Source organism: Acidovorax sp. GW821-FHT10E03, assembly GCF_059415205.1.
The window spans coordinates 120,210-143,704 of sequence record NZ_JBWKMU010000006.1 but is presented as its reverse complement, the minus strand read 5'-3'; the positions used below and the strand labels follow the sequence as shown (position 1 = coordinate 143,704).

Annotated in this window: 26 protein-coding genes; 8 read left to right on the top strand and 18 right to left on the bottom strand. The window is 71.6% G+C overall.

Annotated features, from left to right (window positions below; translation table 11 throughout):
- Positions 1-4 precede the first annotated feature (4 nt).
- The 7 genes from AC07OD_RS12270 to AC07OD_RS12240 all read right to left on the bottom strand — a co-directional run bounded on the left by AC07OD_RS12270 (position 5) and on the right by AC07OD_RS12240 (position 7,503).
- Positions 5-928, bottom strand: coding sequence for an alpha/beta hydrolase family protein (locus tag AC07OD_RS12270; protein WP_218339470.1), 924 nt, complete (start codon positions 926-928; stop codon positions 5-7).
- A 46-nt stretch (positions 929-974) separates the two neighbouring features.
- On the bottom strand, positions 975-1,988 hold the full coding sequence (locus AC07OD_RS12265) for an ABC transporter ATP-binding protein (RefSeq protein WP_218339471.1): 1,014 nt from the start codon (positions 1,986-1,988) through the stop codon (positions 975-977).
- Complete coding sequence (locus AC07OD_RS12260) at positions 1,985-2,968, bottom strand: ABC transporter ATP-binding protein (RefSeq protein WP_494596863.1); 984 nt, start codon at positions 2,966-2,968, stop codon at positions 1,985-1,987. The genes AC07OD_RS12265 and AC07OD_RS12260 overlap by 4 nt, the downstream gene beginning before the upstream one ends.
- Complete coding sequence (locus tag AC07OD_RS12255) at positions 2,965-3,879, bottom strand: ABC transporter permease (RefSeq protein ID WP_218297197.1); 915 nt, start codon at positions 3,877-3,879, stop codon at positions 2,965-2,967. Before AC07OD_RS12255 ends, AC07OD_RS12260 begins: the two co-directional genes overlap by 4 nt.
- Positions 3,880-3,900: 21 nt before the next feature.
- Complete coding sequence (locus tag AC07OD_RS12250) at positions 3,901-4,875, bottom strand: ABC transporter permease (RefSeq protein ID WP_492806619.1); 975 nt, start codon at positions 4,873-4,875, stop codon at positions 3,901-3,903.
- Positions 4,876-5,038: 163 nt separating this feature from the next.
- Positions 5,039-6,661, bottom strand: coding sequence for an ABC transporter substrate-binding protein (locus AC07OD_RS12245; RefSeq protein WP_494597036.1), 1,623 nt, complete (start codon positions 6,659-6,661; stop codon positions 5,039-5,041).
- 263 nt (positions 6,662-6,924) lie between these two features.
- Positions 6,925-7,503, bottom strand: a complete 579-nt coding sequence (locus AC07OD_RS12240; protein WP_494596861.1) for a flavin reductase family protein — start codon at positions 7,501-7,503, stop codon at positions 6,925-6,927.
- Positions 7,504-7,759: 256 nt separating this feature from the next.
- Between AC07OD_RS12240 and AC07OD_RS12235 the strand changes: the two genes are divergently transcribed.
- Positions 7,760-8,143 carry a VOC family protein gene (locus AC07OD_RS12235; protein WP_218297200.1) on the top strand — a complete coding sequence of 128 codons (384 nt, stop codon included), beginning with the start codon at positions 7,760-7,762 and terminating at the stop codon, positions 8,141-8,143.
- Here the strand turns inward: AC07OD_RS12235 and AC07OD_RS12230 are convergent, their stop codons facing one another.
- From AC07OD_RS12230 to AC07OD_RS12215, 4 genes are all read right to left on the bottom strand, one after another.
- Positions 8,144-8,734 (bottom strand): hypothetical protein, encoded by a 591-nt coding sequence (locus tag AC07OD_RS12230; protein WP_494596859.1) that lies wholly within the window; start codon positions 8,732-8,734, stop codon positions 8,144-8,146.
- 16 nt (positions 8,735-8,750) lie between these two features.
- Positions 8,751-9,563, bottom strand: a complete 813-nt coding sequence (locus AC07OD_RS12225; protein ID WP_494596857.1) for a DUF899 domain-containing protein — start codon at positions 9,561-9,563, stop codon at positions 8,751-8,753.
- Positions 9,564-9,723: 160 nt separating this feature from the next.
- Positions 9,724-10,377: a Vgb family protein gene (locus AC07OD_RS12220; RefSeq protein ID WP_218339512.1), complete on the bottom strand. Its 654-nt coding sequence runs from the start codon at positions 10,375-10,377 to the stop codon at positions 9,724-9,726.
- Positions 10,378-10,497: 120 nt separating this feature from the next.
- Complete coding sequence (locus AC07OD_RS12215) at positions 10,498-11,733, bottom strand: helix-turn-helix domain-containing protein (RefSeq protein ID WP_494596855.1); 1,236 nt, start codon at positions 11,731-11,733, stop codon at positions 10,498-10,500.
- Positions 11,734-11,818: 85 nt separating this feature from the next.
- Between AC07OD_RS12215 and AC07OD_RS12210 the strand changes: the two genes are divergently transcribed.
- Both AC07OD_RS12210 and AC07OD_RS12205 read left to right on the top strand, forming a co-directional pair.
- Complete coding sequence (locus AC07OD_RS12210) at positions 11,819-12,427, top strand: class I SAM-dependent methyltransferase (protein WP_218298088.1); 609 nt, start codon at positions 11,819-11,821, stop codon at positions 12,425-12,427.
- Positions 12,424-13,185, top strand: a complete 762-nt coding sequence (locus AC07OD_RS12205; protein ID WP_218298087.1) for a tRNA-uridine aminocarboxypropyltransferase — start codon at positions 12,424-12,426, stop codon at positions 13,183-13,185. The genes AC07OD_RS12210 and AC07OD_RS12205 overlap by 4 nt, the downstream gene beginning before the upstream one ends.
- Before the next feature lie 22 nt (positions 13,186-13,207).
- Here the strand turns inward: AC07OD_RS12205 and AC07OD_RS12200 are convergent, their stop codons facing one another.
- Entirely contained in the window at positions 13,208-14,062 is an 855-nt protein-coding gene (locus AC07OD_RS12200; protein ID WP_494596852.1) for a DUF3617 domain-containing protein, read from the bottom strand.
- A gap of 177 nt (positions 14,063-14,239) precedes the next feature.
- Here AC07OD_RS12200 and AC07OD_RS12195 point away from each other — a divergent pair, with 177 nt between their 5' ends.
- Positions 14,240-15,115 (top strand): PA4780 family RIO1-like protein kinase, encoded by an 876-nt coding sequence (locus tag AC07OD_RS12195; RefSeq protein ID WP_494596850.1) that lies wholly within the window; start codon positions 14,240-14,242, stop codon positions 15,113-15,115.
- A gap of 9 nt (positions 15,116-15,124) precedes the next feature.
- Here the strand turns inward: AC07OD_RS12195 and AC07OD_RS12190 are convergent, their stop codons facing one another.
- Positions 15,125-15,799, bottom strand: coding sequence for a DNA-3-methyladenine glycosylase (locus AC07OD_RS12190; protein ID WP_494596848.1), 675 nt, complete (start codon positions 15,797-15,799; stop codon positions 15,125-15,127).
- Positions 15,800-15,984: 185 nt separating this feature from the next.
- Between AC07OD_RS12190 and AC07OD_RS12185 the strand changes: the two genes are divergently transcribed.
- Positions 15,985-16,476 carry a GNAT family N-acetyltransferase gene (locus tag AC07OD_RS12185; RefSeq protein WP_218298095.1) on the top strand — a complete coding sequence of 164 codons (492 nt, stop codon included), beginning with the start codon at positions 15,985-15,987 and terminating at the stop codon, positions 16,474-16,476.
- Between the two features lie 175 nt (positions 16,477-16,651).
- Positions 16,652-16,903, top strand: a complete 252-nt coding sequence (locus AC07OD_RS12180; RefSeq protein WP_218298083.1) for a hypothetical protein — start codon at positions 16,652-16,654, stop codon at positions 16,901-16,903.
- On the opposite strand, the gene AC07OD_RS12175 is transcribed toward AC07OD_RS12180, so the two are convergent.
- A complete protein-coding gene (locus tag AC07OD_RS12175) occupies positions 16,900-17,829 on the bottom strand; it encodes a DMT family transporter (RefSeq protein ID WP_492806612.1) in 930 nt (309 codons plus the stop codon). The two genes, AC07OD_RS12180 and AC07OD_RS12175, sit on opposite strands and share 4 nt — an antisense overlap.
- A 70-nt stretch (positions 17,830-17,899) precedes the next feature.
- On the bottom strand, positions 17,900-18,793 hold the full coding sequence (locus AC07OD_RS12170) for an AraC family transcriptional regulator (protein ID WP_494596845.1): 894 nt from the start codon (positions 18,791-18,793) through the stop codon (positions 17,900-17,902).
- Between the two features lie 79 nt (positions 18,794-18,872).
- On the opposite strand from AC07OD_RS12170, the gene AC07OD_RS12165 reads away from it, so the two are divergent.
- The gene (locus AC07OD_RS12165; protein WP_218341733.1) at positions 18,873-19,448 is read left to right on the top strand and encodes a DUF1439 domain-containing protein; all 576 of its coding nucleotides are present in this window, start codon (positions 18,873-18,875) and stop codon (positions 19,446-19,448) included.
- 112 nt (positions 19,449-19,560) lie between these two features.
- Here the strand turns inward: AC07OD_RS12165 and AC07OD_RS12160 are convergent, their stop codons facing one another.
- The 3 genes from AC07OD_RS12160 to AC07OD_RS12150 all read right to left on the bottom strand — a co-directional run bounded on the left by AC07OD_RS12160 (position 19,561) and on the right by AC07OD_RS12150 (position 22,517).
- Positions 19,561-20,607, bottom strand: coding sequence for a serine hydrolase domain-containing protein (locus AC07OD_RS12160; protein ID WP_494596843.1), 1,047 nt, complete (start codon positions 20,605-20,607; stop codon positions 19,561-19,563).
- Between the two features lie 112 nt (positions 20,608-20,719).
- Entirely contained in the window at positions 20,720-21,445 is a 726-nt protein-coding gene (locus AC07OD_RS12155) for an aspartate/glutamate racemase family protein (RefSeq protein WP_218341797.1), read from the bottom strand.
- A 148-nt stretch (positions 21,446-21,593) separates the two neighbouring features.
- A complete protein-coding gene (locus tag AC07OD_RS12150) occupies positions 21,594-22,517 on the bottom strand; it encodes a LysR family transcriptional regulator (protein WP_494596841.1) in 924 nt (307 codons plus the stop codon).
- A gap of 143 nt (positions 22,518-22,660) precedes the next feature.
- Here AC07OD_RS12150 and AC07OD_RS12145 point away from each other — a divergent pair, with 143 nt between their 5' ends.
- Positions 22,661-23,461 (top strand): SDR family oxidoreductase, encoded by an 801-nt coding sequence (locus AC07OD_RS12145; RefSeq protein ID WP_492806609.1) that lies wholly within the window; start codon positions 22,661-22,663, stop codon positions 23,459-23,461.
- Positions 23,462-23,495 lie beyond the last annotated feature (34 nt).

Genomic DNA, 23,495 nt, shown 5'->3' with positions numbered 1-23,495 from the left:
GGCGTCAGGCTGTGTGCTCGCCGGCCAGCCGGGCCAGTTGCGCAGCGTCGGGGAGGTGGCCGTGGAACCAGAGGTGCGCGCAGACGGCCGACATGGCCTTGCCATCGTGGCCAATGCCCGCCACGGTGTGCAGCTGCCAAGCCAGCGGCAGGCCGCGGCGCGCGGCCTCGGCCCGGGCGGTGGCGTAGTAGTTCAACGCGCGGGCATAGCGGTGCGGGCCCTGGCGCAGTGCCGCCGGTTCGGACGGCAAGTGCACGTCGGCCGTGGCGATGTCCTGGTCGCCCGCCAGGATGGTCAACGGGTAGGCGAACAGGCGCGCCAGGCTGCCGGTGTCGGCGGGAGTGCCGGCCAGGCCTTCGGGGAACGGCAGCTCCAGCAGCGGCAGCGTGTACCAGCCGGGGTTGCCCGCGGCCACACCGGCAAAGGTGCCGGGCGTGAGCACGCTCATCAGCCGGTGCACGAACTGCCCGCCGGCGGAGTGGCCGAACAGGTACAGCGGCTGCGTGGTCAACACGCCCGATGCCTTGAGTTCATCGACCAGCCGCGTCACGACGGTGTACGACCAGTCCCCGGGTGGGTTCGCCGGAGCCGTGTCGGCGTGGGCTTCGCGGTCGGCGGTGGCCAGCAGGTTGCCGTTGTTGTAGCTCACCACGTCGGGCCACTGCGCGTTCGAGAACGTGGGCGCGATGATGACCAGGCCATGCTCGTCGGCGGCGGGCATCCAGAAGTCGCGGTAGTCGTCGCCGTTGCGCATCACGCCGTGCTGCACCAGCACGATGGGGCTGTGGTCCGTGGCATGTGCGGGCCGGTAGGTGTTCAGCGTGATGGAGCGGCCACCGGGCAGGGGGCTGTTGCTGTAGTCCACCGCGTGGCGGCCCACCCGCTGCACGGCGTCGCGCAGGGATTGCAGATGAAGTTCGTTGGGCATAGGCAAGAAATGGGGCAGGGCAGCAGGCGGGGCGGCATTGCCGTTGTCAGGCCGCTGCGGTGTTCAGGTGGCAGGCCGACCAATGGCCGGGGGCGATGGCTTCGAGCGCCGGTGCTTCCTCGCGGCAGCGGGCCATGGCGTGCGGGCAGCGCGGGTGGAAGGTGCAGCCCGGTGGCGGTTTCAGTGGCGAGGGAATCTCTCCCTGGATCGGCACGAACACGCGCTTGCGCCGCTCCAGGTTCGGCACCTCGGCCATCAGCGCCTGGGTGTATGGGTGGTTGGCGCGCGCAAAAATCTCGGCCGTGGTCGAGATCTCGACGATCTTGCCCAGGTACATGATGGCCACGCGGTCCGAGATGTGGCGCACCACACCGAGGTCATGGCTGATGAACAGGGAGGTCAGGCCGTGCTGGGCACGCAGGTCCATGAACAGGTTGATCACCTGCGCCTGGATCGACACGTCCAGCGCCGCGACCGGCTCATCGCAGACCAGGAAGCGGGGCGACACCATCAGCGCCCGGGCAATGCCCACGCGCTGGCGCTGCCCGCCCGAGAGCTGGTGCGGCAGGCGGGTGCGGTACTCGGCGGCCAGGCCCACTTCGGCCAGCGCCCTGTCGACGCGTGCCGGTATTTCGCCGGCGGGCGCGAGTTTGTGCACGTGCAGCGCCTCGCCCAGGATCTGGTGCAGCCGCTGGCGCGGATTGAGCGAGGCCTGGGGGTCCTGAAACACCATCTGCACGCCCAGTGTGTAGGCCAGTCTGGCGGCCCGGTCCAGGCCGTCCACGGCGGCGCCCTGGTACAGCAGTTCGCCTTCGGTCTGGCGGTGCAGGCCGGCGACGATGCGGCCAAGCGTGGACTTGCCGCAGCCGGACTCCCCCACGAGGCCCAGCACCTCGCCCTGCGCAATCGCCAGGCTCACGCCGTTGACGGCATGCACGGTGCGCGGCTCGGGCTTCTTGCCGGCCAGCTCGAACACGCGCCCGATCAGGTCCTGCCTTTTGACAAAGCGTTTGTACACATTGCGCAATTCGATGACGGGAGGTGGTGCGGTGTGGCTCATGCGGCAGGGTCCAGGGCAACGAGGGGGGCAAAGCAGCGGTAGGTACGCCCATTCACCGTGGTGTTCTCCGGTTCGCCCGTGGCGCATTGCGCCAGGGCGTGCGCGCAGCGCGGCGCAAAGGCGCAGCCGGCGGGGCGGTTGCCCAGCATCGGCGCCATGCCGCTGATCTGCCGCAGGCGTCCGCCGGGCAGGGCGGCGCCGGGCAGCGAATCGAGCAGGCCACGGGTGTACGGGTGCACCGGGGCATCCAGCACCTCATCCACCGGGCCGGACTCGACGATCTTGCCCGCGTACATCACCGCGACCTTGTCGGCCAGCTCGGCGATCACGCCAAGGTCGTGGGTGATCCAGATGAGCGCCGTGCCGTGCGTGCGGCAGATCTCCTGCATGCGGTACAGGATCTGGCCCTGAATCGTCACATCGAGCGCCGTGGTGGGCTCGTCGCAGATGATCAGCTCGGGCTTGTTGAGCATGGCGATGGCGATCGCCACGCGCTGGCGCATGCCGCCCGAGAACTCGTGCGGGTAGTTGCGCAGGCGCGAAGCCGGGGCGGGGATGCCCACCATCTCCAGCGCCTCCACGCAGCGCTGGAGCACCTGGGTGCGCGGCACGCTGGCATGGGTCTGGATGGCCTCGAGCATCTGCTCCTCGATGCGCAGCACCGGGTTCAACGTCATCAGAGGGTCCTGGAAGATCATCGCGATGCGGTCGCCGCGCAGCTGGCGCATCTGCTCCTCGCTCAGCTCGCGCAGGTTCCGGCCCTTGAACAGCACCTCGCCGGCGATCACCTCGCCGGGAGGGTCGATCAGGCCGAAGATGGAAAAGCCGGTGACCGACTTGCCCGAGCCGGATTCGCCGACCAGGCCCAGGATCTCGCCAGGCCCGATGGACAGGTCGATCCCGCTGACGGCGGGCCAGGCGCCTTCCTCGGTGTGAAAAACGGTGTGCAGGCCACGCACTGCAAGCAAAGGGGTTGTCATGGGCTTCTCGGGTCCAGCGCGGCGCGCAGGCGGTCGGCGATCACGTTGATCGCCAGGATGAGGGCCAGCAGGGCCAGGCCGGGGAACATGCTGATCCAGTAGTCGCCAGACAGCAGGTACTGGAAGCCGTTCGCGATGAGCAGGCCCAGCGATGGCTCGGTGATGGGCACGCCCACGCCCAGGAACGACAGCGTGGCTTCCAGCACGATGGCGTTGGCGATCTGGATGGTGGCAAACACCATCACCGGGCCCAGGCAGTTGGGCAGCAGGTGGCGCAGCATGATGCGCCAGGCTGGAAAGCCCAGGTTCTGTGCCGCCTCGATGTATTCCTTGCGGCGCTCCTGCAGCGCGCGGCTGCGCATGATGCGCGCGTAGTGCGCCCACTGCACCATCACGATGGCGATCACGACCTTGTCCACGCCGCGCCCCAGCATCGCCAGCAGCACCAGCGCCACCAGGATGGTCGGAAAGCCCAGGATGAAGTCCACGATGCGCATCAGCACGGTGTCGACCAGGCCGCCCACGTAGGCCGCGAGCAGGCCGATCAGGCTGCCGATCACGGTGGCCAGCGCCACCGCGGCCAGGCCCACGGTCAGGCTGATGCGCAGGCCATACAGGATGGCGCTGAGCATGTCTCGGCCCTGGCTGTCGGTGCCCAGCCAGTAGTGGAAGCCGTCCATGCTGGCCGAGCCCGGCGGCAGGCGCCCGTCCATCAGGTCCAGGGCGGCCAGGTCATAGGGGTTCTGCGGCGCCAGGAACGGCGCCAGCATCACCACCAGCAGCAGCACGACCAGCGAAATCGCCGAGCCCCTGAGGGACGGGCGGCTGCGCAATTGCTTGAGGATGGCCCGGCGGCGCGGCGTTTCCGTCAACGGGGCGTGGGGAGTGGGGGGGGATTCTGGAGTTTGCATAAATCGCTTGTGCCCGCTTTCCTATTCGGACTCTTGCAGCTGCACGCGCGGGTCCAGCGCCGCATACAGCATGTCCACCAGCATGTTGATCATCACGAAGATGAAGGTCACCAGCATCACGTACGCCACGACCACGGGGCGGTCGAGCTGGTAGATGCTGTCGATCAGCAGCTTGCCCATGCCGGGCCAGGCAAACACGGTCTCGGTGATGGTGGAGTAGGCGATCAGCGAGCCAAACTCCATGCCGATCACCGTGACCACCGGGATCAGGATGTTGCGCAGGATGTGGCGCGTGAGGATGCGGCGCGGCGTCAGGCCCTTGGCGCGGGCGAATTTCACGTACTCCTGTGTCTTGGCGTCCACCACGCCCGTCGCCGTCAGGCGCAACACCAGCGCGATATTGGCCAGCGCCAGGTTCACGGCCGGCAGCATCACATGCGACCAGCCATCCGCCGTCAGCAACGACAGCGGCACGCCGAACACCGCCACCGTGTCACCACGCCCCGCGGCGGGCAGCCACTGCAGCCACACGGCGAAACACAGGATCAGCACCATGCCCTGCCAGAAGTTGGGCAGCGAAAAACCCAGCACCGAGCCCGCCATCAGCCCCCGCCCCGTGGGCTTGTCATTCTTGAGGCCGGCGACCAGGCCCAGCGGAATGCCGACCACGATGGTCAGCGTGATCGCCACCAGCACCAGCTCCAGCGTGGCCGGAATGCGCTGCACGATCAGTTCGATGGCCGGAATCCCGTGCACGAACGAGGTGCCCAGGTCGCCCTTGAGCGCGCGAAACAGAAAGCTCGTGTACTGCTGCCAGATGGGCAGGTCGAGGCCCAGGCGCTTGATCATCGCCAGGCGGTCGGCCTCGCTGGCCTCGGCGTTGACCAGCAGTTCGATGGGGTCGCCCACGGCATACACCGCAAAGAACACCACCAGCGACACCGCCAGGAGGACAAGAAGGCTCTGCATGAACCTTCGCAGGATGAAGACGAGCACTCAGGCACCCCCTTGCGAAATGGATGGAAGCCGCGCCACGGTGGCGTTGCAAAGGCCAAGGCGTGGGGGCCTGGACATGGCGGGCCTGCGACAACGCGGCGTGGCAAATAAAAATACGGAGTGCGCAAGCGCACCCCGTATCCGTCCACTGGCCGGCAGTGGCTTACTTGGCCTTGACCGAGGTGGCCAGCGTGTACTGGTCGCGGCGGCCTTCGTAGCTCAGGCCCTTCTTGAAGGCCCAGATGCTGCTCTCGAAGTGCAGCGGGATCAGCGCCACGTTGTCCAGGGCGAACTTGGTGGCGGCTTCCAGGCCGGCCTTGCGCTTGGCGGGGTCCACCGTGTCGGCGGCCGGCAGGTACAGCTTGTCGAACTCGGGGTTGTAGTTGGCGCCGTAGTTGCTGGTGCCCTGGCCCTTGGGCGCATCCAGCGATGCCACCCACAGCTGGAACAGCGCCGACGCCTCGCCCGTTTCCGCGGGCCAGCCGCCCATGGGCAGGCTGAATTCGCGCTTGGCACGCTTGGGGAAGTAGATCGACGCGGTCATCGCATCCACGTTGGTCTTGATGCCGATGCGCGTGAAGTACTGCGCCACCGACTGGGCCACCTGGGCGTCGTTCACGTAGCGGTCGTTGGTGGATGACAGCGTCAGCTCGAAGCCGTTGGGGTAACCGGCTTCGGCCAGCAGCTTCTTGGCGCCTTCGGGATCGAACTTGATCTCGGGGGCCTGGGGCAGCGCGCCGAACATGCCGTCGGGCATGTACTGGTAGGCGGGCGTGGCCATGCCGTCCATGATGCGCTGCACGATGGCCTTGCGGTCGATGGCCATGTTCATGGCCCGGCGCACGCGCACATCCTGCAGCGGGTTCTTGCCGTCGGCGGCCTTCACCAGGGGGCTGGGGTTGCGGCCGATGTCGGGCTGCAGGAACACGAGGCGCGTCGATGGCGTGGCGACGAAGTCGAACTTGGCGTTGTCCTTCACACGCGTCAGGTCGCGCGCGGCGGGGTTCTCGATCACGTCGTAGTCACCCGACAGCAGGCCCGTCAGGCGCGGGCCGGCGCTGGGCACCGGCACCATCTTCACCGTCTTCCAGTGGGGCTTCTCGCCCCAGTAGGCTTCGTTGCGCTCCAGCTGGATGCCGGTGCCCTTGACGTAGGACTTCATCAGGAACGGGCCGGTGCCGATGGCGGTCTTGCCGGTATTGAAATCGGTCACGGTCGGCCAGGCGCCGGTCACGCCGCAGCCCGTCTTGGGTGCGAACGCGAGCTTGCCGCCCTGGGCAATACCGCTCCACAGAATCGGCAATGAACGCGCCATTTCGGCGGGCAGCAGCGGCAGCGGCGCCACGGTCTTGATGATCACGGTCAGGTCATCGGGCGTCTTCACGTCGGTGATGCGCTTGGTGGTGTCGGTGTACGACTCCGAGACGTTGGTCTCGTTGTTCAGCGTGCGGCAGATGGTGAACAGCACGTCCTTGGACGTGAACGGCTGGCCGTTCGAGAACTTGACGCCGGGGCGCAGCTTGAACTCCCAGGTCAGGTTGTCCAGGTTCTTCCACGACGTGGCCAGCGAAGGGATCAGCTCCATCTTGGCGTTGCGCGCCACCAGCGAGTCATAGACATGGGCCGAAAAAGCATCGTTGGCCGTCATCTTGTGATAGTGCGGATCGGCCGCGGTCGGCTCGGCCGCCAGCGCGATGGTGAGCGACTGCGCCTGCGCAACCCCTGCCCCACCTACCGACACCACCACGCCGCTCGCCACGGCCAGCACGGTCTTTCGAAAACCCATGTTCATTTCAGCTTCCTTGTTTCATCTACAACCGGGGGATACACGCAGCGAAGTCGAAAGGCAGCCGCCGCACGGCGCCGCTGCCGCAGCGCGCCGGGACTGCGGTTGACCGTGGCACGGCAGCGCAGCGGCTTCGCATTCGCTATGCATGCATATTATCTGGTCAAAGAACCGGAGCCACTAGGGTATTCCGCATGGACCGGATTCTCCGGGAGGCGGCCCCCACTGCCCTTCCTGCCGCGCTGTGGTGGCCACAGCGCCTTTCACACCACGACCGACGCCCCCGTCGCATAGAACTGCCCGCCCGCCACGTAGTGCAGCGTGCGCAGCTCCTGGGGTGCTGTGTCGAACTCCCAGTGCCCGTTGCGGAACACGCGCTCGTCCGCCCAGGCTGCCACCACTTCGCCGATGAAGAGGTCGTAGGCCTGCTGGTTGTGCGGCTCGGGGATGGCGCGGCACAGCAGCCAGGCCGCGCAGCCGTGCACCAGCGGGGTATTGGCGTGGCCGGGGGCGTGGAACAGCTCCACGCCGTGCTGCCGCAGTTTGTCGGGGTGGGTCTTGGCGCTGTCGGTGCCAATGGCCACGGTCATCGCCGCCATGGGCACGGTGGGCAGCTGCAGCGCGAAGGCGCCGCTGGCCTCCACCAGTTCGCGCGTGCGCGTGGCCTTGTCGAGCACCACCGTCACCTTGGGCGGGGAAAAGTCCAGCGCGCAGGCCCAGGCGGCCGCCATCACGTTGTGCTGGCCGGCGTGCGCGGCCGACACCAGCACGGTGGGGCCGTGGTTGAGCAGGCGGTAGGCCTTGTCGAGGGGGACGGGGGTGAAGTGGGCGGTGGGTGGCATGGCGGGAGGGTGAATGCTCTCTAATTGATAGCTGATGGCGGTGATTGAATGTGCGCTCCAGGGCATTTTGGCTTGAAAAATGCCAGGCTGCAGCGTGTTCGCCGGCAGTGGTGCCCCCGCGCGCCGTGCAGGCCACTCACTCCAAGCAGGCGCTGCCCGCGCCACGGTCTGCTGGGCGACAGCGCGCGGGTGCGCAGCCGGTAACATCCCTTCGCCCATCAACCGCCCCATCGGGGCCCAGCGGAGACAAAAAAGTATGTTCAGTCATGTGATGGTCGGTGTGAACGACCTGGAGGTATCCCGAAAGTTCTACGACGCGCTGCTCGGCACCATCGGTGTGCCCCCTGGCGTCGCCAACAAGAACCGCTACTTCTACCGGGGCCCCTCCGGCACCTTCTGCATCAGCACCCCCATCAATGGCGAGGCCGCCACCTTTGCCAACGGCGGCACCATCGGCTTTGCCATGCAGTCGCCCGAGCAGGCCGATGCGTTCCATGCGGCGGGTGTCGCCCACGGGGGCACCACCTGCGAAGACCCGCCCGGCTACCGCGAAGGCCCCGGCGGCAAGCTGTACCTGGCGTACCTGCGCGACCCGGACGGCAACAAGCTCTGCGCGCTGCACCGCCCCCCAAAGGCATAGTCAACGGACTGGGCGGCAGGCGCGGCGCTTGTGGCGCTGCAGCCAGCGTGTGGCCCCCCGCACGCCACGGCATGCGGCGGCGGCCATGGCGGCGCTGGCCGCCAGCATGGCCAGGGTGTGAACGCCCAGTGCGGCCAGCGCCAGCAGCAGGGGGGTGGATGCGGCACCGCCCCCTGCCGCGCCACCGCCCAGGCACAGCGGCGCCAGCGCGGGCACCAGCATCAGCCCCGCGCCGTGGGCGGTGGCCGTCCCAAAGGACCACAGGGCCAGGCCCGCGGGCCCGGCAGGCCCGCGGATGCCGGGCGGCGCAGTATGCCCACGCAGGTGGGCCAGCACCACCACCGCGCACAACCCGCCCGCCACCGCCAGCAGCACGGGCCGGGCCAGCGGCAGGCCCCACACCGCCGTGGCGGCCACCAGCGCCACCGAGGCCAGGTGCCCGGTGGCCAGGGGCAGCACGGTGCGCAGCGGGATGCCGTGGTCGTGCGTCCGCAGGCCCCAGGCCGCCGCCAGTCCCCATCCCGTGGCAGGGTTCATCCCATGCAGGGCGCCCAGCGCGGCGGTGGCGAGCCAGGGCCAGAGGGTGTCCATGGCCGTGGGGCGGTGTTCAGCCCCGTGCGGCGCAGCACGCGCCCGGTGCCGGGTGGGCCTGGCTTGCCTGCGCAGCCGGAGCGGCCGGGGTGCGGGCGGCGTCGGCGGGCGCGTAGCGGTCGTGGTGGCGCACCCAGTCCATGGGGTAGGCCGGGTTGGTTTCGTGGCGCCCCAGCGGCGTCAGGTCCAGCAGCTGGTAGGTGCCCATCATGGCCTCGACGCCGCGCCCGAAGGTCGAGTAGGTGTGGAACACCTCGCCCGCATCGTTGCGCAAAAACACGCTGATGCCCGGTGCCTCCTCGGCGGGGAACGGCCGCATGCCGTAGTTGTAGAAGACCTCGCCGTTTCCCCGTGCGCGCTGTTCGGGCGTGAAGCTCACGGCGAAGTCGTGGTTGAAGTCGCTGCCGTGCGACGACACCCAGCGGAACCGCCAGCCCATGCGCTCGCGAAAGCGCTCGATCTCGGCCAGCGGCGCGCGCGAGATGGCAAGCACCGACACGTCGCGGTGCTGCAGGTGCAGCTCCATGCCACCCAGGTGGTCGGCCATGAACGAGCAGCTGGGGCAGCCTTGCTCCCACCCCGGGCCGAACATGAAATGCTGCACCAGCAGCTGGCTGCGGCCGTCGAAAAGGTCGGCCAGGGCGCGCGGGCCCTGGGGCGTGTCGAAGGTGTAGCGCTTGTCCACGCGGGTCCAGGGCAGTGCGCGGCGCTCCTGGGCGATCTCGTCGCGCAGGCGGGTCAGCGCCTTCTCGCGGGCCAGCAGGGTGTGGCGCTGGGCCAGCCATTGGCGGGCGGAGACCACGGGATGTTGTTGTGTGGGGGCGTTCATGGAGGACTCCTCGATGGGGTGGTGGGTGGGGTAGAAGAAGGATGGGCTCGCGGGCGGGCCAGGCGCACCTGTCCCCGGCCTGCGGCCCGCGCGGAAAGCGCGGGGCCGGTGCAGGGCCCGTGGGGTGCACGGCGATGGGCGCGGCGCGCGGCCGCCCCGTTCAGGCGCGGGGCGCCCCGGGCCGGCGCACGGCGCGCACCTTGCCGCTGCTGCCGCCGCCGGCGTAGAACAGGCCGGCCCCGTCGGACTCGAGCCCGCTCACGCCCATGCCCTGCGGCAGGTCCAGCTGCTGCAGCACGGCACCGCTGGCGGGGTCGATGTGGCGCAGCGTGCTTTCGTCGCCCTCCCAGGTGCCGTGCCACAGCTCGCCGTCCACCCAGGTCACGCCGGTCACGAAGCGGTCGGACTCGATGGTGCGGCGGATGGCCCCCGTGGCGGGGTCGATCTGGTGGATCTTGCGGTCGCGGTACTGGCCCACCCACAGGCTGCCTTCGGCCCAGGTCAGGCCCGAGTCGTTGCCGCCGCCCGGCGCGGGGATGGTGGCCAGGACGCGGCCGGTGGAAGGGTCGATCTTGTCGATGCGCGCCTCGGCGATCTGGTAGAGGTGCGTGCCGTCGAAGGCCGTGCCCGCGTCGCACGCCACGTCGAGCGTGCGGGCGGTGGTGCCGCTGGCGGGGTCGAAAGCCACCAGGTGCTCGCCCGTGGCGGCCCACACGCGCTGGCCGTCGTGCGTCACGCCATGGACCGCCCCGGCATCGCCGAACGGTCCGTACTCGCGCACCACCTGGGCGGGCTGGCGCGAGGCGATGGGCATCTGCCGGTGCGGCGGCGGGGTGTCGCCCACCTGGCTGCTGCAGGCTGCGTCGCGGGGGGCTTGTGGGGTGCGGGTGATGGTGGTCATGGCTGGGCTCCTTCAACGGTTGGTGATGCCACTTTAGGGAATCGGCTGCGCCGTGGGGAGTAACAAGATCGTCGTGAATCCGACGAGCGGCGCCGCCAGCCAGCGGCGGGCGCGGGCCTGGCCGATGGCGCGCACCTGGCCGCCGGCCTCCAGCTCGGCCAGCGCGCGCTGCACGGTGCGCTGGCTGTCGCCCAGCGCGAGCGCCAGGGCCGATGTGGACCACGCGGCGCCGTCGGACAGCAGCGCCAGCAGCGCGCCCTGCGCGCCATCGACCGGCGGCGCGAGCACGGCCACCCCGCGGCCCCCCTGGGGGCGCAGCACGAAGCCGCGTGCGGTGGCCTCCACGCCCGCCAGCGGTGCCATCAGCGCGCGCAGGCGCCCCATTTCCACGCGGAGGCGGGCGCGGTGGGTCTCGTCGGGGTGGCGCGTGCGGAACACGTCGGCGATCAGCGTATCGCGGTCCGCGTCGCCCGGCCACGCCTGGGCCAGCGCGCGCACGAGTGCAAACAGCACCGGCCGGCGCGCCAGCGGGTGCCACGCGCCGCCCGCCTGCACGCCGTGGCGGCAGGCGTCCACCACCAGTGTGTCGCCCGCTGCGCGCAGCGCCGCCACGTCCCGCAGCTGCAGCAGGTGCTCTGTGCCCGGCCCCAGGCGGCGGGCCGCGGGCTGCTGGAGCAGCGTGCGGGCGTGGGCCACCTCGGCCACCAGGGCGGGCACCCCGGCGTGGCCGGCCGCCTCGGCGGCCCGCTGCAGCGCGGCGTCTGCGGCGTCGATGTGCAAGGTGCGCAGGGCCAGCTCTGCGGCCGTGAGCGCGGCCACGGCGGCCAGCGGCGCGGGCAGCTGGGCCGGCATGCCCGCCGCCTGGATGGCTGCGAGTGCGGCGGAGGCCTGCGCCAGCCGCCCCAGCAGAATCAGCCTGCGGGCCGCCACCAGCCGGGCCTGCAGGGCGTTGATCGCGTCGCCATGGGCCTGCAGCGTGTCGGCCGCCGCCAGCAGTGCCTGGCCCTGGCCGCCCAGGTCGCGCAGGGCCAGCGCCACCTCGGCCTCGGCCACCGCGCAGCGCGCGCGGGCCCGGGCCTCGTGGGCGCCAAACGCGCGGCCCGCCTGCCGCAGCAGGTCGCGCGCGCGGGCCAGCTCGCCCAGCTGGGCCATGGCGATGCCGCGCAGGGCCAGCGCGGGCGGGTCGTCGCGCAGCGCCACGCGCTTGAGCGCGCCCAGCGGGTCCCCGGCGGCCAGCGCGCGTGCGGCGGCGGTGATCAGCGAATCCATGGCGACAGCCTACACGCAGCCGTGCGCGGCCGGGTGGGGGATACTCGCCCGCTTCACACCCACCGCCTAGACACAAGGACCCCCATTGAAATCCGCCAGCGCCACCACCTTCGACGAGGCCTACTACCAGCGCTACTACTTCGACAAGAAGACCAGCGTGGTGGACCCGGACCATGTCGAGCGCCTGGGCACGTTCGTGTGCAGCTACCTCAAGTACCTGCGCGTGCCGGTGCAGCGCGTGCTGGACGTGGGCTGCGGCATCGGGCTGTGGAAGGACATCGTGGCGCGGCATTTCCCGCTGGCCACCTACCAGGGCGTGGAGTTCAGCGCCTACCTGTGCGAGCGCTTCGGATGGCAGCAGGGCTCGGTGGTGGACTACGCGGCCGGCGAGCCGTTCGACCTCGTCATCTGCCAGGGCGTGCTGCCCTACCTGAGCCCGCCGGACCTGAAGGCCGCGCTGCACAACCTGGGGCGCCTGAGCCGCGGCGCGCTGTACGTGGAGGCCGTCTCGCGCGAGGACTACGAGCGCGACATCATCGACGAGGACCTGACCGATCCGCGCCTGTTCCGCCACCGCGCCGAGCTGTACCGGCGCGGCCTGCAGGAGGGCGCGATCGAACTGGGCGGCGGCGTGTGGCTGAGCCGCCAGGCCCAGGTGCCGCTGTTTGCCCTGGAACAGGCGGGCGGGCAGTGACGCATTCCCCCGCGAACCCCGCCGCGCCGCACGCGGTGGCGCGCCTGCGCGCCGAGCGCCTGGCGCGCAGCGCCAAGCCCTTCCTGGCCCGGGGCGGCCCCAGGGGCGAGCGCTGCGCGGGCTGCCGCCTGGTGCCCAGCCACTGCATCTGCGCGCTGCGGCCCGTGCTGCCCACGCGCGCGGGCATGTGCCTGCTGATGGCCGACATCGAACCGCTCAAGCCCAGCAACACGGGCTGGCTGATCGCCGACGTGGTGCCCGACACGTTTGCCTTTGGCTGGGCCCGCACCGAGGTGCACCCCGGCCTGCTGGCGCTGCTGTCCGACCCGCAGTGGCAGCCGTATGTGGTGTTCCCCGGCGAGTTCGTGGCGCCCGGGCGCGTGGTCACGCAGGTGGCCATGCCAGAAGGCAAGCGCCCACTGTTCGTGCTGCTCGACGCCACCTGGCCCGAGGCCCGCAAGATGTTCCGCAAGAGCCCGTACCTCGACCTCCTGCCCGTGCTCAGCCTGCAGCCCGAGCAGCTCTCGCGCTACCACCTGCGCCGGTCCACGCGCAGGGACCATTTCTGCACGTCCGAGGTCGGCGCCCTGTGCCTGGAGCTGGCGGGCGAGGCGCATGCCGCGCAGGCGCTGGAGGCGTACCTGGACGTGTTCACCACCCACTACCTCGAGGCCAAGCACCAGCGGCCCGTGGATGCGGGCGACGCGGTGCACCAGCGGCTGGCCGCGCTTCGCGCCCGGGACGCGGGGGCGCTGTAGCCGCGCATCGCGTACCACGGGCCTAGCGTGCGGCCGCGTCCGCCGCCATGCGGCCTTGCACGGCCCGCGCGACACCCTCCGGCTCCAGGTACGGGCTGCACGACTGGTACAGCGCAAACTTCTTCTCCGCGGGCGCCCCCACCAGCTCGGCGGACACCTCGGGCGCGGATTGCCTGAGCGCTTCCAGGTGGAAGCCGCCCTCTCCGGGGTGCAGCTCCACGGCGGCCGCGATCATCGCCGCCGCTGCTGCGCGCATGCCTTCCTGCCGGGGTTTCGCCACGCCGAGCGACAGCCCGTTGAACACATGGCCGCAGCGGATGAGGTCCAGGGCCACCGCCTTGCGGGCGCCTGCCTGCGCGGGCGTGCCTTCGCTGCCGTGCATGCCGTCCAGGTAGGCCTCCACGTCCAGGGGCGGGTGGCCGGGCGCGCACGCCCCCTGGTACCTGCCGGCAAAGGCCTTCTTCGTCATCATCATCGGCGGGCCCGCGGAAGCCGCCATGCTGCTGTCGATGACGAGCTGGTCGCCGTCGGCGTGCACCGTGAACCGGTAGCGGTGCGGGGCGCTGGCGCCCAGGGCCGGGCCCGTGCAGCTGGCCGCCCAGGTTTCGTGGCCGGGCATCGGCCGGGCGGACTCGCTGAGCGTGCAGTCCACGCCGCGCTGCTGCAGGGCGAGTTTCCAGGCGGCGGCCGTGAGGCGGGCCATGTGCTCCGAGGTCACGCACACCACCGCCGGGCCGCCGAGCGCATCGGCGTACGCGCCCGGGCGGAACCCGGCCGCCGCCGCCGGCTGCGCGGCCCCGGCGCACCCACAGGCCAGCAGGCACCCGAGCAAGACGGCGCGCAGGGCAGGGGCTGGGGGCGCAATGGCGAAGGGCATGGGGAAGGTCTCCGGGGAGCTGGGCGCGGCGGGGAAGGGATGGCGTGCCCACGGGGGCGGGCAGCCGCCGGATTGTCGTTCAGCACGTGGCGTCCGCCGCGCCCGCCCCCACCCGCCAAGGCCGTGCACCGGCCATGCGGCGACAATGGTCCGCTTCCCCTCTAGCGCACAGGCCCGATGAAAGCACCCCCCAGACTCCAGTCCCTCATCGAGGAAGGCCTGATCGACTCCGTGGTCCGGCAGCTCATGAGCGGCAAGGAGGCCATGGTCTACGTGGTGCGTTGCGGGGACGACACCCGCTGCGCCAAGATCTACAAAGAGGCCAACAACCGCAGCTTCCGCCAGGCGGTGGACTACACCGAGAACCGCAAGGTCAAGAACTCGCGCTCGGCCCGCGCCATGGCCAAGGGCAGCAAGTTCGGCCGGCAGGAGCAGGAGGCCGCCTGGCAAAGCGCCGAGGTCGATGCGCTGTACCGCCTGGCCGCCGCGGGCGTGCGCGTGCCGCAGCCCTACAACTTTCACGACGGCGTGTTGCTGATGGAGCTGGTGACCGACGCCCACGGCGACGCCGCGCCGCGCCTGAACGACGTGAGCTTCACGCCCGAGGACGCGCGCACCCACCACGCCACGCTGGTGGCCGAGGTGGTGCGCATGCTGTGCGCGGGTGTGGTGCATGGGGACCTGTCGGAGTTCAACATCCTGCTGGCGCACCTGCCCGGCGCTGATGGCGAAGGGGGCCACGATGGCCCCGTCATCATCGACCTGCCCCAGGCGGTGGACGCCGCCGGCAACAACCATGCCCAGCGCATGCTGCTGCGCGACGTGGCCAACCTGCGCGACTTCTTCGGCCAGTTCGCGCCCGAGCTGCGCAGCACCCAGTACGGCCCCGAGATCTGGAGCCTGTTCCAGAGCGGCCTGCTCGACAACGCCACGCCGCTCACGGGCCGCTACGCGCCGGACCATGCCGACGTGGACATGCAGGCGGTGCTGCGCGAGATCGACGATGCGCGGGCCGAGGACGCGGCGCGCAGGCTGCGCATGGCCGCGGGCTGAGGCGTCCTTTCAGCGGCGGCCGGGCCCGCCAGCGCCCGCCGGAGCGGCAAACGCGCGGCTCAGGTAGCGCGACCCGCGAAGCCCGAAGCGCCACGGCACATCGACCGCCTTGGAAATGCCGATGCGCGGGCCGGCCACCACGCCGACGGGGGGGCAGCCGGGGGCGCCGGCCGCATCGGGCTCCAGCAGCGCGAATGGCGGCAGGTGCAGCGGCCGTCCGTTGAAGCTGGCATCGATGCCCAGCGCCTGGGCCAGGCGCCCGGGGCCCGCGCACAGCAGATGCGCGTCCTCCAGCCCGCGCCGCGCCTGCATGGTGCCGATGCCGTGGGTGGGCTCCAGCGCGCGCAGCAGCACGCCGGCGCCGTGCCCGGCCTCGCGGCACACGGTGTTGATGCACCAGTGCAGGCCGTACGAGCGGTACACGTACGCGCAGCCCGGTGGCCCGAACATGGCGGCGTTGCGCGCGGTGGGCCCGCCAAAGGTGTGCGATGCCGGGTCCGACTGGTCGTAGGCCTCGGTCTCCACGATGCGGCCGCCCACGCCGTCCACGAGCAGCGTCACGCCGATCAGGCGCCGCGCCACCTCGTGCGCGGGGGCCGCGAAATCGATGGCGGCCCGCACGAGCGGCGGGCCGGGCGGGGGTGTTGCGGGCAGGTGCAGGGCGGGCGAAGGGGCGCGGGGCATGCGGGCAATGCTATCGGGGCGCCGGGGAGGGCGTCGCGGCGGGTGATCCCGGGCTTCCGTGCGCCACGGCCTACGTCCCCGCAGCCCGAGGCAGCGCCGGTGCGTCCCGTCGGGCCGCAGCGCCCCCGGCGTGCGGCACAATCGCGCGCTTTTCCTGCCTCTGCCCCCCGTCCGCCTTCACGCCCATGCCCCTGCCCGAGATCCTCATCCGCGACTTTCGCCCCGGCGATGAAGCCCTGCTGCACGCCGTCTTCCACGCGTCGGTGCACGGCCTGGCCGCGAGGCACTACACCCCCGGGCAGCTCGCGGCCTGGGCACCTCCGCAGCACGACGCCGCGCAGTGGGCCGCCCGCATGCGGGCCAACCAGCCCTTCGTCGCCCAGGCCGCGGACGGCAACGCCATCGCGGGGTTTGCCGACCTGCAGCCCACGGGGTACATCGACCAGTTCTTCGTCGCGCCCGACTGGGCCGGCCAGGGCGTGGCCCGCGCGCTCATGGCGCACATCCACGCGCAGGCGGCGCGGCGCGGCATCGCGCGGCTGCATGCCGATGTAAGCCTGGCCGCCGAGTCCTTCTTCGCCGCCAGCGGCTTCGAGGTCCTGGCACGCCAGCACGCCGAGCGGCAGGGCGTGGTGCTGCGCAATGCGCGCATGGCCAAGCTGCTGGGGCCGCATTAAGCTCTTGTTTTGATAGCTTGCTGTGCCGGTCCATCCAGCGCCGGCGCGCTGCCGGGCCTGTGGCGGGGAGTGGTTCGGGCGCCGTGTTTCGCCCGGGCGTGCGCGGGTGGCTTACAGTAGCCGCCCCGCAGCATGCAATCCCACCCCGACACCACGGCCCCCAAGGCTGCCCCCCATGACCAAAGACCTGGCGCGACAGAACGAACTCAAACCCATGGCGCTGTGCGAGCCCTGCCAGGGCATCCAGCGCAACTGGCGCAAGGCGCCGGGCCATGCCGAACTGGTGCAGCGGGGCAATCGCAAGGAAGACCGCGACCACGGCTCCGTCACCATCACCCGCTACGTGTGCGACCGCTGCGGAACCGCGTGGGAGTACGAGAACGACAAGACCAACCAGCAGGCCGGCTGGTCGGTGGTGGGGCGCTAGGCGCGCAGGGTGGCCCGTTCCCCGCGCGCCGTCGCCCGCTCCGGGGCGCCCCTGGCCGCCAGCACCATGGCCAGCAGCACGCAGGCCAGGCCCGCCCATTGCCAAGGGCGCACGGACTCGCCGAGCAGCAGCACCGACAGCACCAGGGCCGACACGGGTAGCCACACCGTGGCCAGCGAGGCGCGCACGCCGCTGGTGCGCGCGCTGCCGGCGTACCACAGCAGAAAGCCGCCCACCGTGGGCACCCACGCGTAGTACAGCACGCCCGCCAGCGCGGGCGCGCCGAAGGCCAGGGGGGTGGCGGCGCGCCACGCCAGCCACGCGGCGGGCAGGGCCGACAGCAGCAGGCCGCCCGCCGACATGAGGGTGGACAGCGCCAGCGCGGGCACCGGCCGCGCCAGGCGTTTGTGGGCCAGGATGAAGACCGCCTCGCAGGCCACGGCGGCCAGCACCAGCGCGATGCCCGCCAGCCGCGCGGGGCTGGCCCCGCCGCCGCCGGGCGAGAAAGCCACGGCCATCACGCCCAGCGTGGCCAGCCCGATGGCCAGCACCAGGCGCAGCGCGGGCCGCTCACCCAGCACCACGGCCGAGAGCAGCGCGGCCGCGGCAGGCAGCGTGCCCGCCACGATGCCCGCGTCCGATGCGCTCGACAGCGTGACGCCCAGGATGAGCAGCACCGAGTACCCCACGCTCCCTGCGGCCGCCTGCACCGTGAGCAGCACCGCGTCGCGCCGGCCCACGCGCGGCAGCCGCTGGCCGCGCCAGCGCATCAGCGCAAAGAACACGGGCAGCGCCAGCGCGTGCCGCAGCACGGTGGCGAGAAAAGGTTCGATGTCCTGGCCGATGACCTTGCTGGCCACCACCGTGCTGCCCACGAGCACCATCGCCAGGCTGCACAGCAGCTGGCCCTTGAATGAATCTGACATGACCGGAAACCCTGCCGAAGTGGTGAATCAGCGGCCAGTCTGCGGCGTCTGGCGCGGCGCGTCTTGAACGTTATTGCGCCGCCGGGCCGCGCCGGGCCTTCTGCCACGCGCCCGGCGTGAAGCCGAACTGCCGCGTGAACATGCGCGTCATGTGGCTCTGGTCGGCGAAGCCGCTGGCCGCCGCCGCATCGGCCAGGCCCACGCCCTGGCCGATCAGGTGGCGGCTGCGCTCGGCGCGCTGCTGCAGCAGCCAGGCGTGCGGCGGCAGCCCGTAGGTGCCGGCGAAACGCCGCAGCAGCTGGTAGCGGCTGAGCCCGGCGAAGGCGGCCATCTGCGCGAGCGTGGGGGGCGCCAGGGGCGCGTCGGCCAGCCAGTCGCGCACCTGCCCGAGCGCGGGCGCGGCGTGGGCGGTGCGCGGGGCAGTTGCCGGGGGCGTGCTGGCGTGGCGCTGCAGCAGCAGGGCGCAGGTCTGGGCCAGCGACTCCTCGCAGGCCAGGCGGTCCACGGCGCCGGCCATCGCTGCGGTGGGCGGCGCCGGCGGCTGCACCACATTCCACAGGGCGATGCGCGCGACCAGGGTGTGGAGCGCGCGGGCCAGGGCGGCGTCCTGGATCACGGGGCGCGTGAGCGCGATGCCGGCCTGCCCCGCCACGGCGCCCTCGTCGTCGGCCAGGGCCTGCAGCACCGCCGGTTCGATGTACACCATGCGCCAGCGGCGCGATGCGCTGCCCAGCGGCTGCTCGTCGTGCACCTCGCCCGGGTTGGTGGTGATGAGGTCGCCCGCATAGGCATCCACCGGCCCGCGCCCGCTGGCCGAGCTTTGCGCGCCGTCGTCCAGCAGGCCCAGCCCGTAGACTGCGTGCCAGTGCTTGCCGTAGCGGCGGGAACTTTCGGCGCGTGTGCAGTACACACCTTGCCAGGGCGAGGCAAAAACCTGGCAATGGTGCACGGGCGGGGGCGTCATGGCGCTGATTATTGCGGGCCCGCGCCGCCCGGGGCCGATCCCACCACCACCACCATCACCGCAGCAAAGGAGCGCACGCATGGTGCACCGCAGAAGATTCCTGGGCACCGCGCTGCGGGGCCTGGCCGGGGGGGCCTCCGCCCTGGCCGGGCTGCGCGCCGCCCGGGCCCAGCCCAGCTACACCGTGCCGCTCGGGCAGCTGCAGGAGGCCGTGGCGCAGAAGTTTCCGCGCAGCGTGCCGGTGCAGGGGCTGGTGGACCTGGCCGTGCAGGCGCCGCGCCTGCGCCTGCTGCCCGAGGCCAACCGGCTGGGAGCCACCATGGCCGTGGAGGTCGCGGGCCCGGCGCTGCGCCGCAGCCATGCGGGCACGTTCGATGTGGAATTCGCGTTGCGCTACGAGGCCGGCGACCGCACGGTGCGTGCCCACCAGATCCGGCTGGGGCGCCTGGATTTCCCGAGCCTCAAGCCGGCCGTGAACGAGATGCTCAACGCCTACGGCCCGGTGCTCGCCGAGCAGTCGCTGCGCGAGGTGGTGCTGCACCAGTTGCGCCCGCAGGACACGGCCGTGTTCGACGGCCTGGGCCTGCAGCCGGGGCCCATCACCGTGACGGCCCGGGGACTGGTGGTGGCCTTCGTGAACAAGCCGCAGCCTTGAGCGCCGTCGTCCGCATTTGTCTACATTTGCTATTAAAAATATAGCTATCAGCGCTTAATGGAAAAGCGCTGAAGGCCTTTTTGCCTGAAATTCCCTGGGCGGCTTTCGCGGATCAGCGCGGCGCGCCCTGCGCGCGCTGCTGGGCCGCCGCGAACGCCTGCGTGCGGATCCACTGCAGCGCATGGCCGCGCCGGTGGCTGTCCGGCGACACCGCGGAGGTGGTGGCCACCACCAGGTCCAGGGGTGGGTACACCCAGATGAACTGGCCGCCGTAGCCGCTGGCCAGGAAGGTCGGGCGCGGCGCTGGCGACGGCACCACCCACCACAGGTAGCCGTACGACAGGCCCACCGGCGGGCCGCCCGCGTTCTGCGCCTTCACCGACGCATCGGCGAATGCCTCGGGCACCAGCGGCTGGCCGTTCCACCGCCCATGCCGCAGGTAGAGCTGGCCCAGCTTGGCCATGTCGAGCGTGCGCAGGTGCAGGCCCTGCCGGTACGACGGCTCGGCGAAGCCCAGGGGGCCCACCAGCTGCTGGCGCGCGTAGTCGGCCAGGGGCATGCCCGTGGCTTTCTCCAGCACGGCGACGAGCAGCGGCACGACCGAGTTGTCGTAGGCGAAGGCCTGGCCCGGGTCGCTGGCCAGCGGGCGTGCCCAGGCATCGCGCGGGCGCAGCGGCGCGGCGGTGCCGATGGCGTCGCGGACCGCGAAGCCCGCCGTCAGCGTGAGCAGGTGCCGCAGCGTGATGGCGGCCGCGCGCGGGTCGCTGTGGGCCCCGGCCCACTCGGGCACCAGGTCCACCACGCGCTGGTCCACGCTGGCGATGCGGCCCTGCGCGAGGGCCGTGCCCAGCAGCACCGACAGCGCGCTTTTGGACGCGGACTGCGTGTCGCGCAGCTTCTCGGCGTCGCCGTCGCGGTAGAACGAGTACACCACGCGCCCGTCCAGCACCACCACGGCGCTCTGCACGTCGGTGAACTCGCGGGCCAGCGCGGCATCGGGCCCCTGGAAGGCGGCGGCATCCAGTGCCTGCTCGCCGGGGGCCGGGGCTTCGCGCCAGGCGCCGGCGGGTGCCGGCTGGGCCAGCGCGGCGCCAGCGGCCAGGCAGGCGGGCAGGGCCAGGGCGATGCAGGTCGAACGGCGGGTCCAGCGGGGGCGCATGCGGGCTCCTTCGGGCGAAGAACGGACGGTGCGCGCAGTGTAGGCGCCGCAACCTTTGCGCCGGCCAAAGAACAAAGGCGGCGCGGCGGGGCGCAGTGCCGCGCGCCTGCGCTCAGGCCCTGCCGCCGCTGCCCACGGCCCTGCGCAGCGCCGCGCGCGCGAGCAGCCGCGTGGAGTCGAGCGTGGGCAGCGCGGAATTCGCGTCGCTGATGATGAGCGGAATCTCGGTGCAGCCCAGCACCACGGCATCGCAGCCCTCTTCGCGCTGCATGCGCGCGATCACGCGCTGGAACGTGGCCACCGCCTCGGGCCGCACCACGCCGGGCACCAGCTCGTCCATGATGATGCGGCCGATCTCGGTGCGCTCGGCCTCGGTGGGGCGCACGCAGGCCAGGCCCTGGGCGGCCAGCTTGTCGGGGTAGACGCTGCTGTCCACCAGCCAGCGCGTGCCCGTCAGCGCCAGCCGCCGGTGGCCCCGCGCCGCCGCCTCGGCGGCCACCACCTCGGCGATGTGCAGCCAGGGCAGCGGCGAGTGGGGGGCCACGCGGTCGAAGGCCTGGTGGATGGTGTTGTCCGGGCAGACCAGGAAGTCCGCGCCCGCGCGTGCCAGCGTGCGGGCCGATGCCAGCATGAGGTCGGCCACGCCCTGCAGGTCGCCCCGCTCCAGGCAGTCGACATAGGCGGCCAGCGAGGGGGTATGCATCGACACCTCGGGGTGCGCATGGGCCTGGCCCAGGATCGCGGCACCTTCGGTGCAGATGGTGCGGTAGCACAGCGCCGCGCCCTCGGCGGAGCAGCCCACGATGCCGATGTGCAGCGGCGCGGCCCCGGAAGGCATGGAAGGGGCGGGGGTGATGGAAGCGGTCATGCGGTTGGGCGGGTGGCCGGAGGGCGCCGTGTCGGCGGACAGGCGCCATGATGCCAGCAGCGCTTCCCACGCGGCCATGCCCGGTGGGCCACGGCCGCCTGCGCGCGGGCGCTGCGGGTCAGTCGCCGCGCACCCGCTGCGCGAAGCCGCGCTGCGCGAACTGCTCCACCACGAAATCCACGAACACCCGGGTGCGCGCGGGCAGCAGCTTCTTGCTGGGGTAGTAGAGCGAGGTGGGGCCTGCGTCTGCCCACCAGCCGGGCAGCACGCGCACCAGGCCGCCGTTGGCCAGCCAGGGCTGCGCGAACGGCATGGGCAGCACGGCCAGGCCCAGGCCCATCAGCGCGGCCTGGCACATGGCTTCGGGGTCGTCGAACACGGCACGCGGGCGGAACTCGGCCGCGGCGGCCTCGCCCGCCCTGTTGCGCAGCGTGATGACCGGGATGCGCCCCGTGCGGATGGCGCGGCGCGCGATGCCGTCCCACCGCGCCAGGTCCGCCGGGTGGCGCGGTGCCTTGCAGCCCTTGAGCAGCGCGGGCGAGCCCACCACCACCAGGTGGATCGGGCCCAGCGTGCGCGCCACCATGTCGGGGTTCAGGTTCAGGCCGCCGCCGATGCCTGCGTCAAAGCCCTCGCCGATCAGGTCGACCTGGCGGTTCTCGAAGCGCCAGTCGGGCTGGATGGCGGGGTAGCGCTGCAAGAACTCGGTGAGCAGCGGCACCAGGTAGGCCCGGCCAAAGGCCTGGCCCATGCTCACCTTGAGCGTGCCCGCGGGCTGCTGCTCGGCCTCGGCCGCGTGTTCCACCGCATCGGCCAGCGCCGTCAGCGGCGGGCCGATCTGCGCAAGCAGGCGCTGCCCGCCCTCGGTGAGCGTGAGGCGCCGCGTGCTGCGCTGGAACAGCCGCACGCCCAGGCTGGCCTCCAGGCGCGCCACGTTCTTGCTCACGGCGGCCGGCGTGAGGCCCATCTGCCGCGCGGCGGCCGAGAAGCTGCCGCACTCGGCGGACTGGACGAAGGACTCGAGATGGCTCAGGGGCTGCATGGCCTACATTTTCAACTGCTGGTTGAAATAGATCCAGCCCATTCATGGCTACCGCCCGTGCAATGGTTTTCCGACACTGCAGGTGTTCCCGGTTCTGCCACGAACCGCTTCCTCTTCACCATCACTTTTTCTGGAGAAACACCATGTCTTCCGTGCCCCACACCACACTCCCCGCCCCCGGGCCCGCCGCTGCTTCACGCGTGCTGGCCGGCAAGGCCGCCTTCGTCACCGGCGGCGCGCGCGGCATTGGCGCGGCCATCGTGCGGCGCCTGGCACGCGATGGCGCGGCCGTGGCCTTCACGTACAGCAGCTCCGAAGCCCCCGCCCAGGCGCTGGTGGCCGCCATCGAGGCGGACGGCGGCAAGGCCCTGGCGTTGCGGGCCGACAGCGCGGATGCGCAGGCGCTCGCGCAGGCCATCGACGGCGCGGCGCGCACGCTGGGCCGCCTGGACATCCTCGTCAACAACGCCGGCGTGGCGGTGGCGGGCGAGCTGGACAGCTTCGCGCTGGCGGACTTCGACCACACCCTCGACGTGAACGTGCGCGCCGTGTTCGTGGCCACGCAGGCCGCCGCGCGCCACATGGGCCAGGGCGGCGCCTACGGCCGCGTCATCACCATCGGCAGCACCAATTCCGACCGCGTGCCATGGGCCGGGTTCAGCGTCTATGCGATGAGCAAGGCCGCCATCGTGGGCCTCACGAAAGGGCTGGCGCGCGACCTGGGGCCGCGCGGCATCACCGTGAACAACGTGCAGCCCGGTCCCGTCAACACCGACATGAACCCCGCCGACGGCCCTATGGCCGGCAGCATGCACGGCCTGATGGCGCTCGGCCGCCACGCGCACCCCGACGAGATCGCGGGCATGGTGGCCTACCTGGCCGGGCCCGAGTCGGGCATGGTGACCGGGGCCAGCCTGCTCATCGACGGCGGCTTCGCGGCCTGAGCCGCCGCGCGGGCGAGCCCGGGGCGGTTTCTCT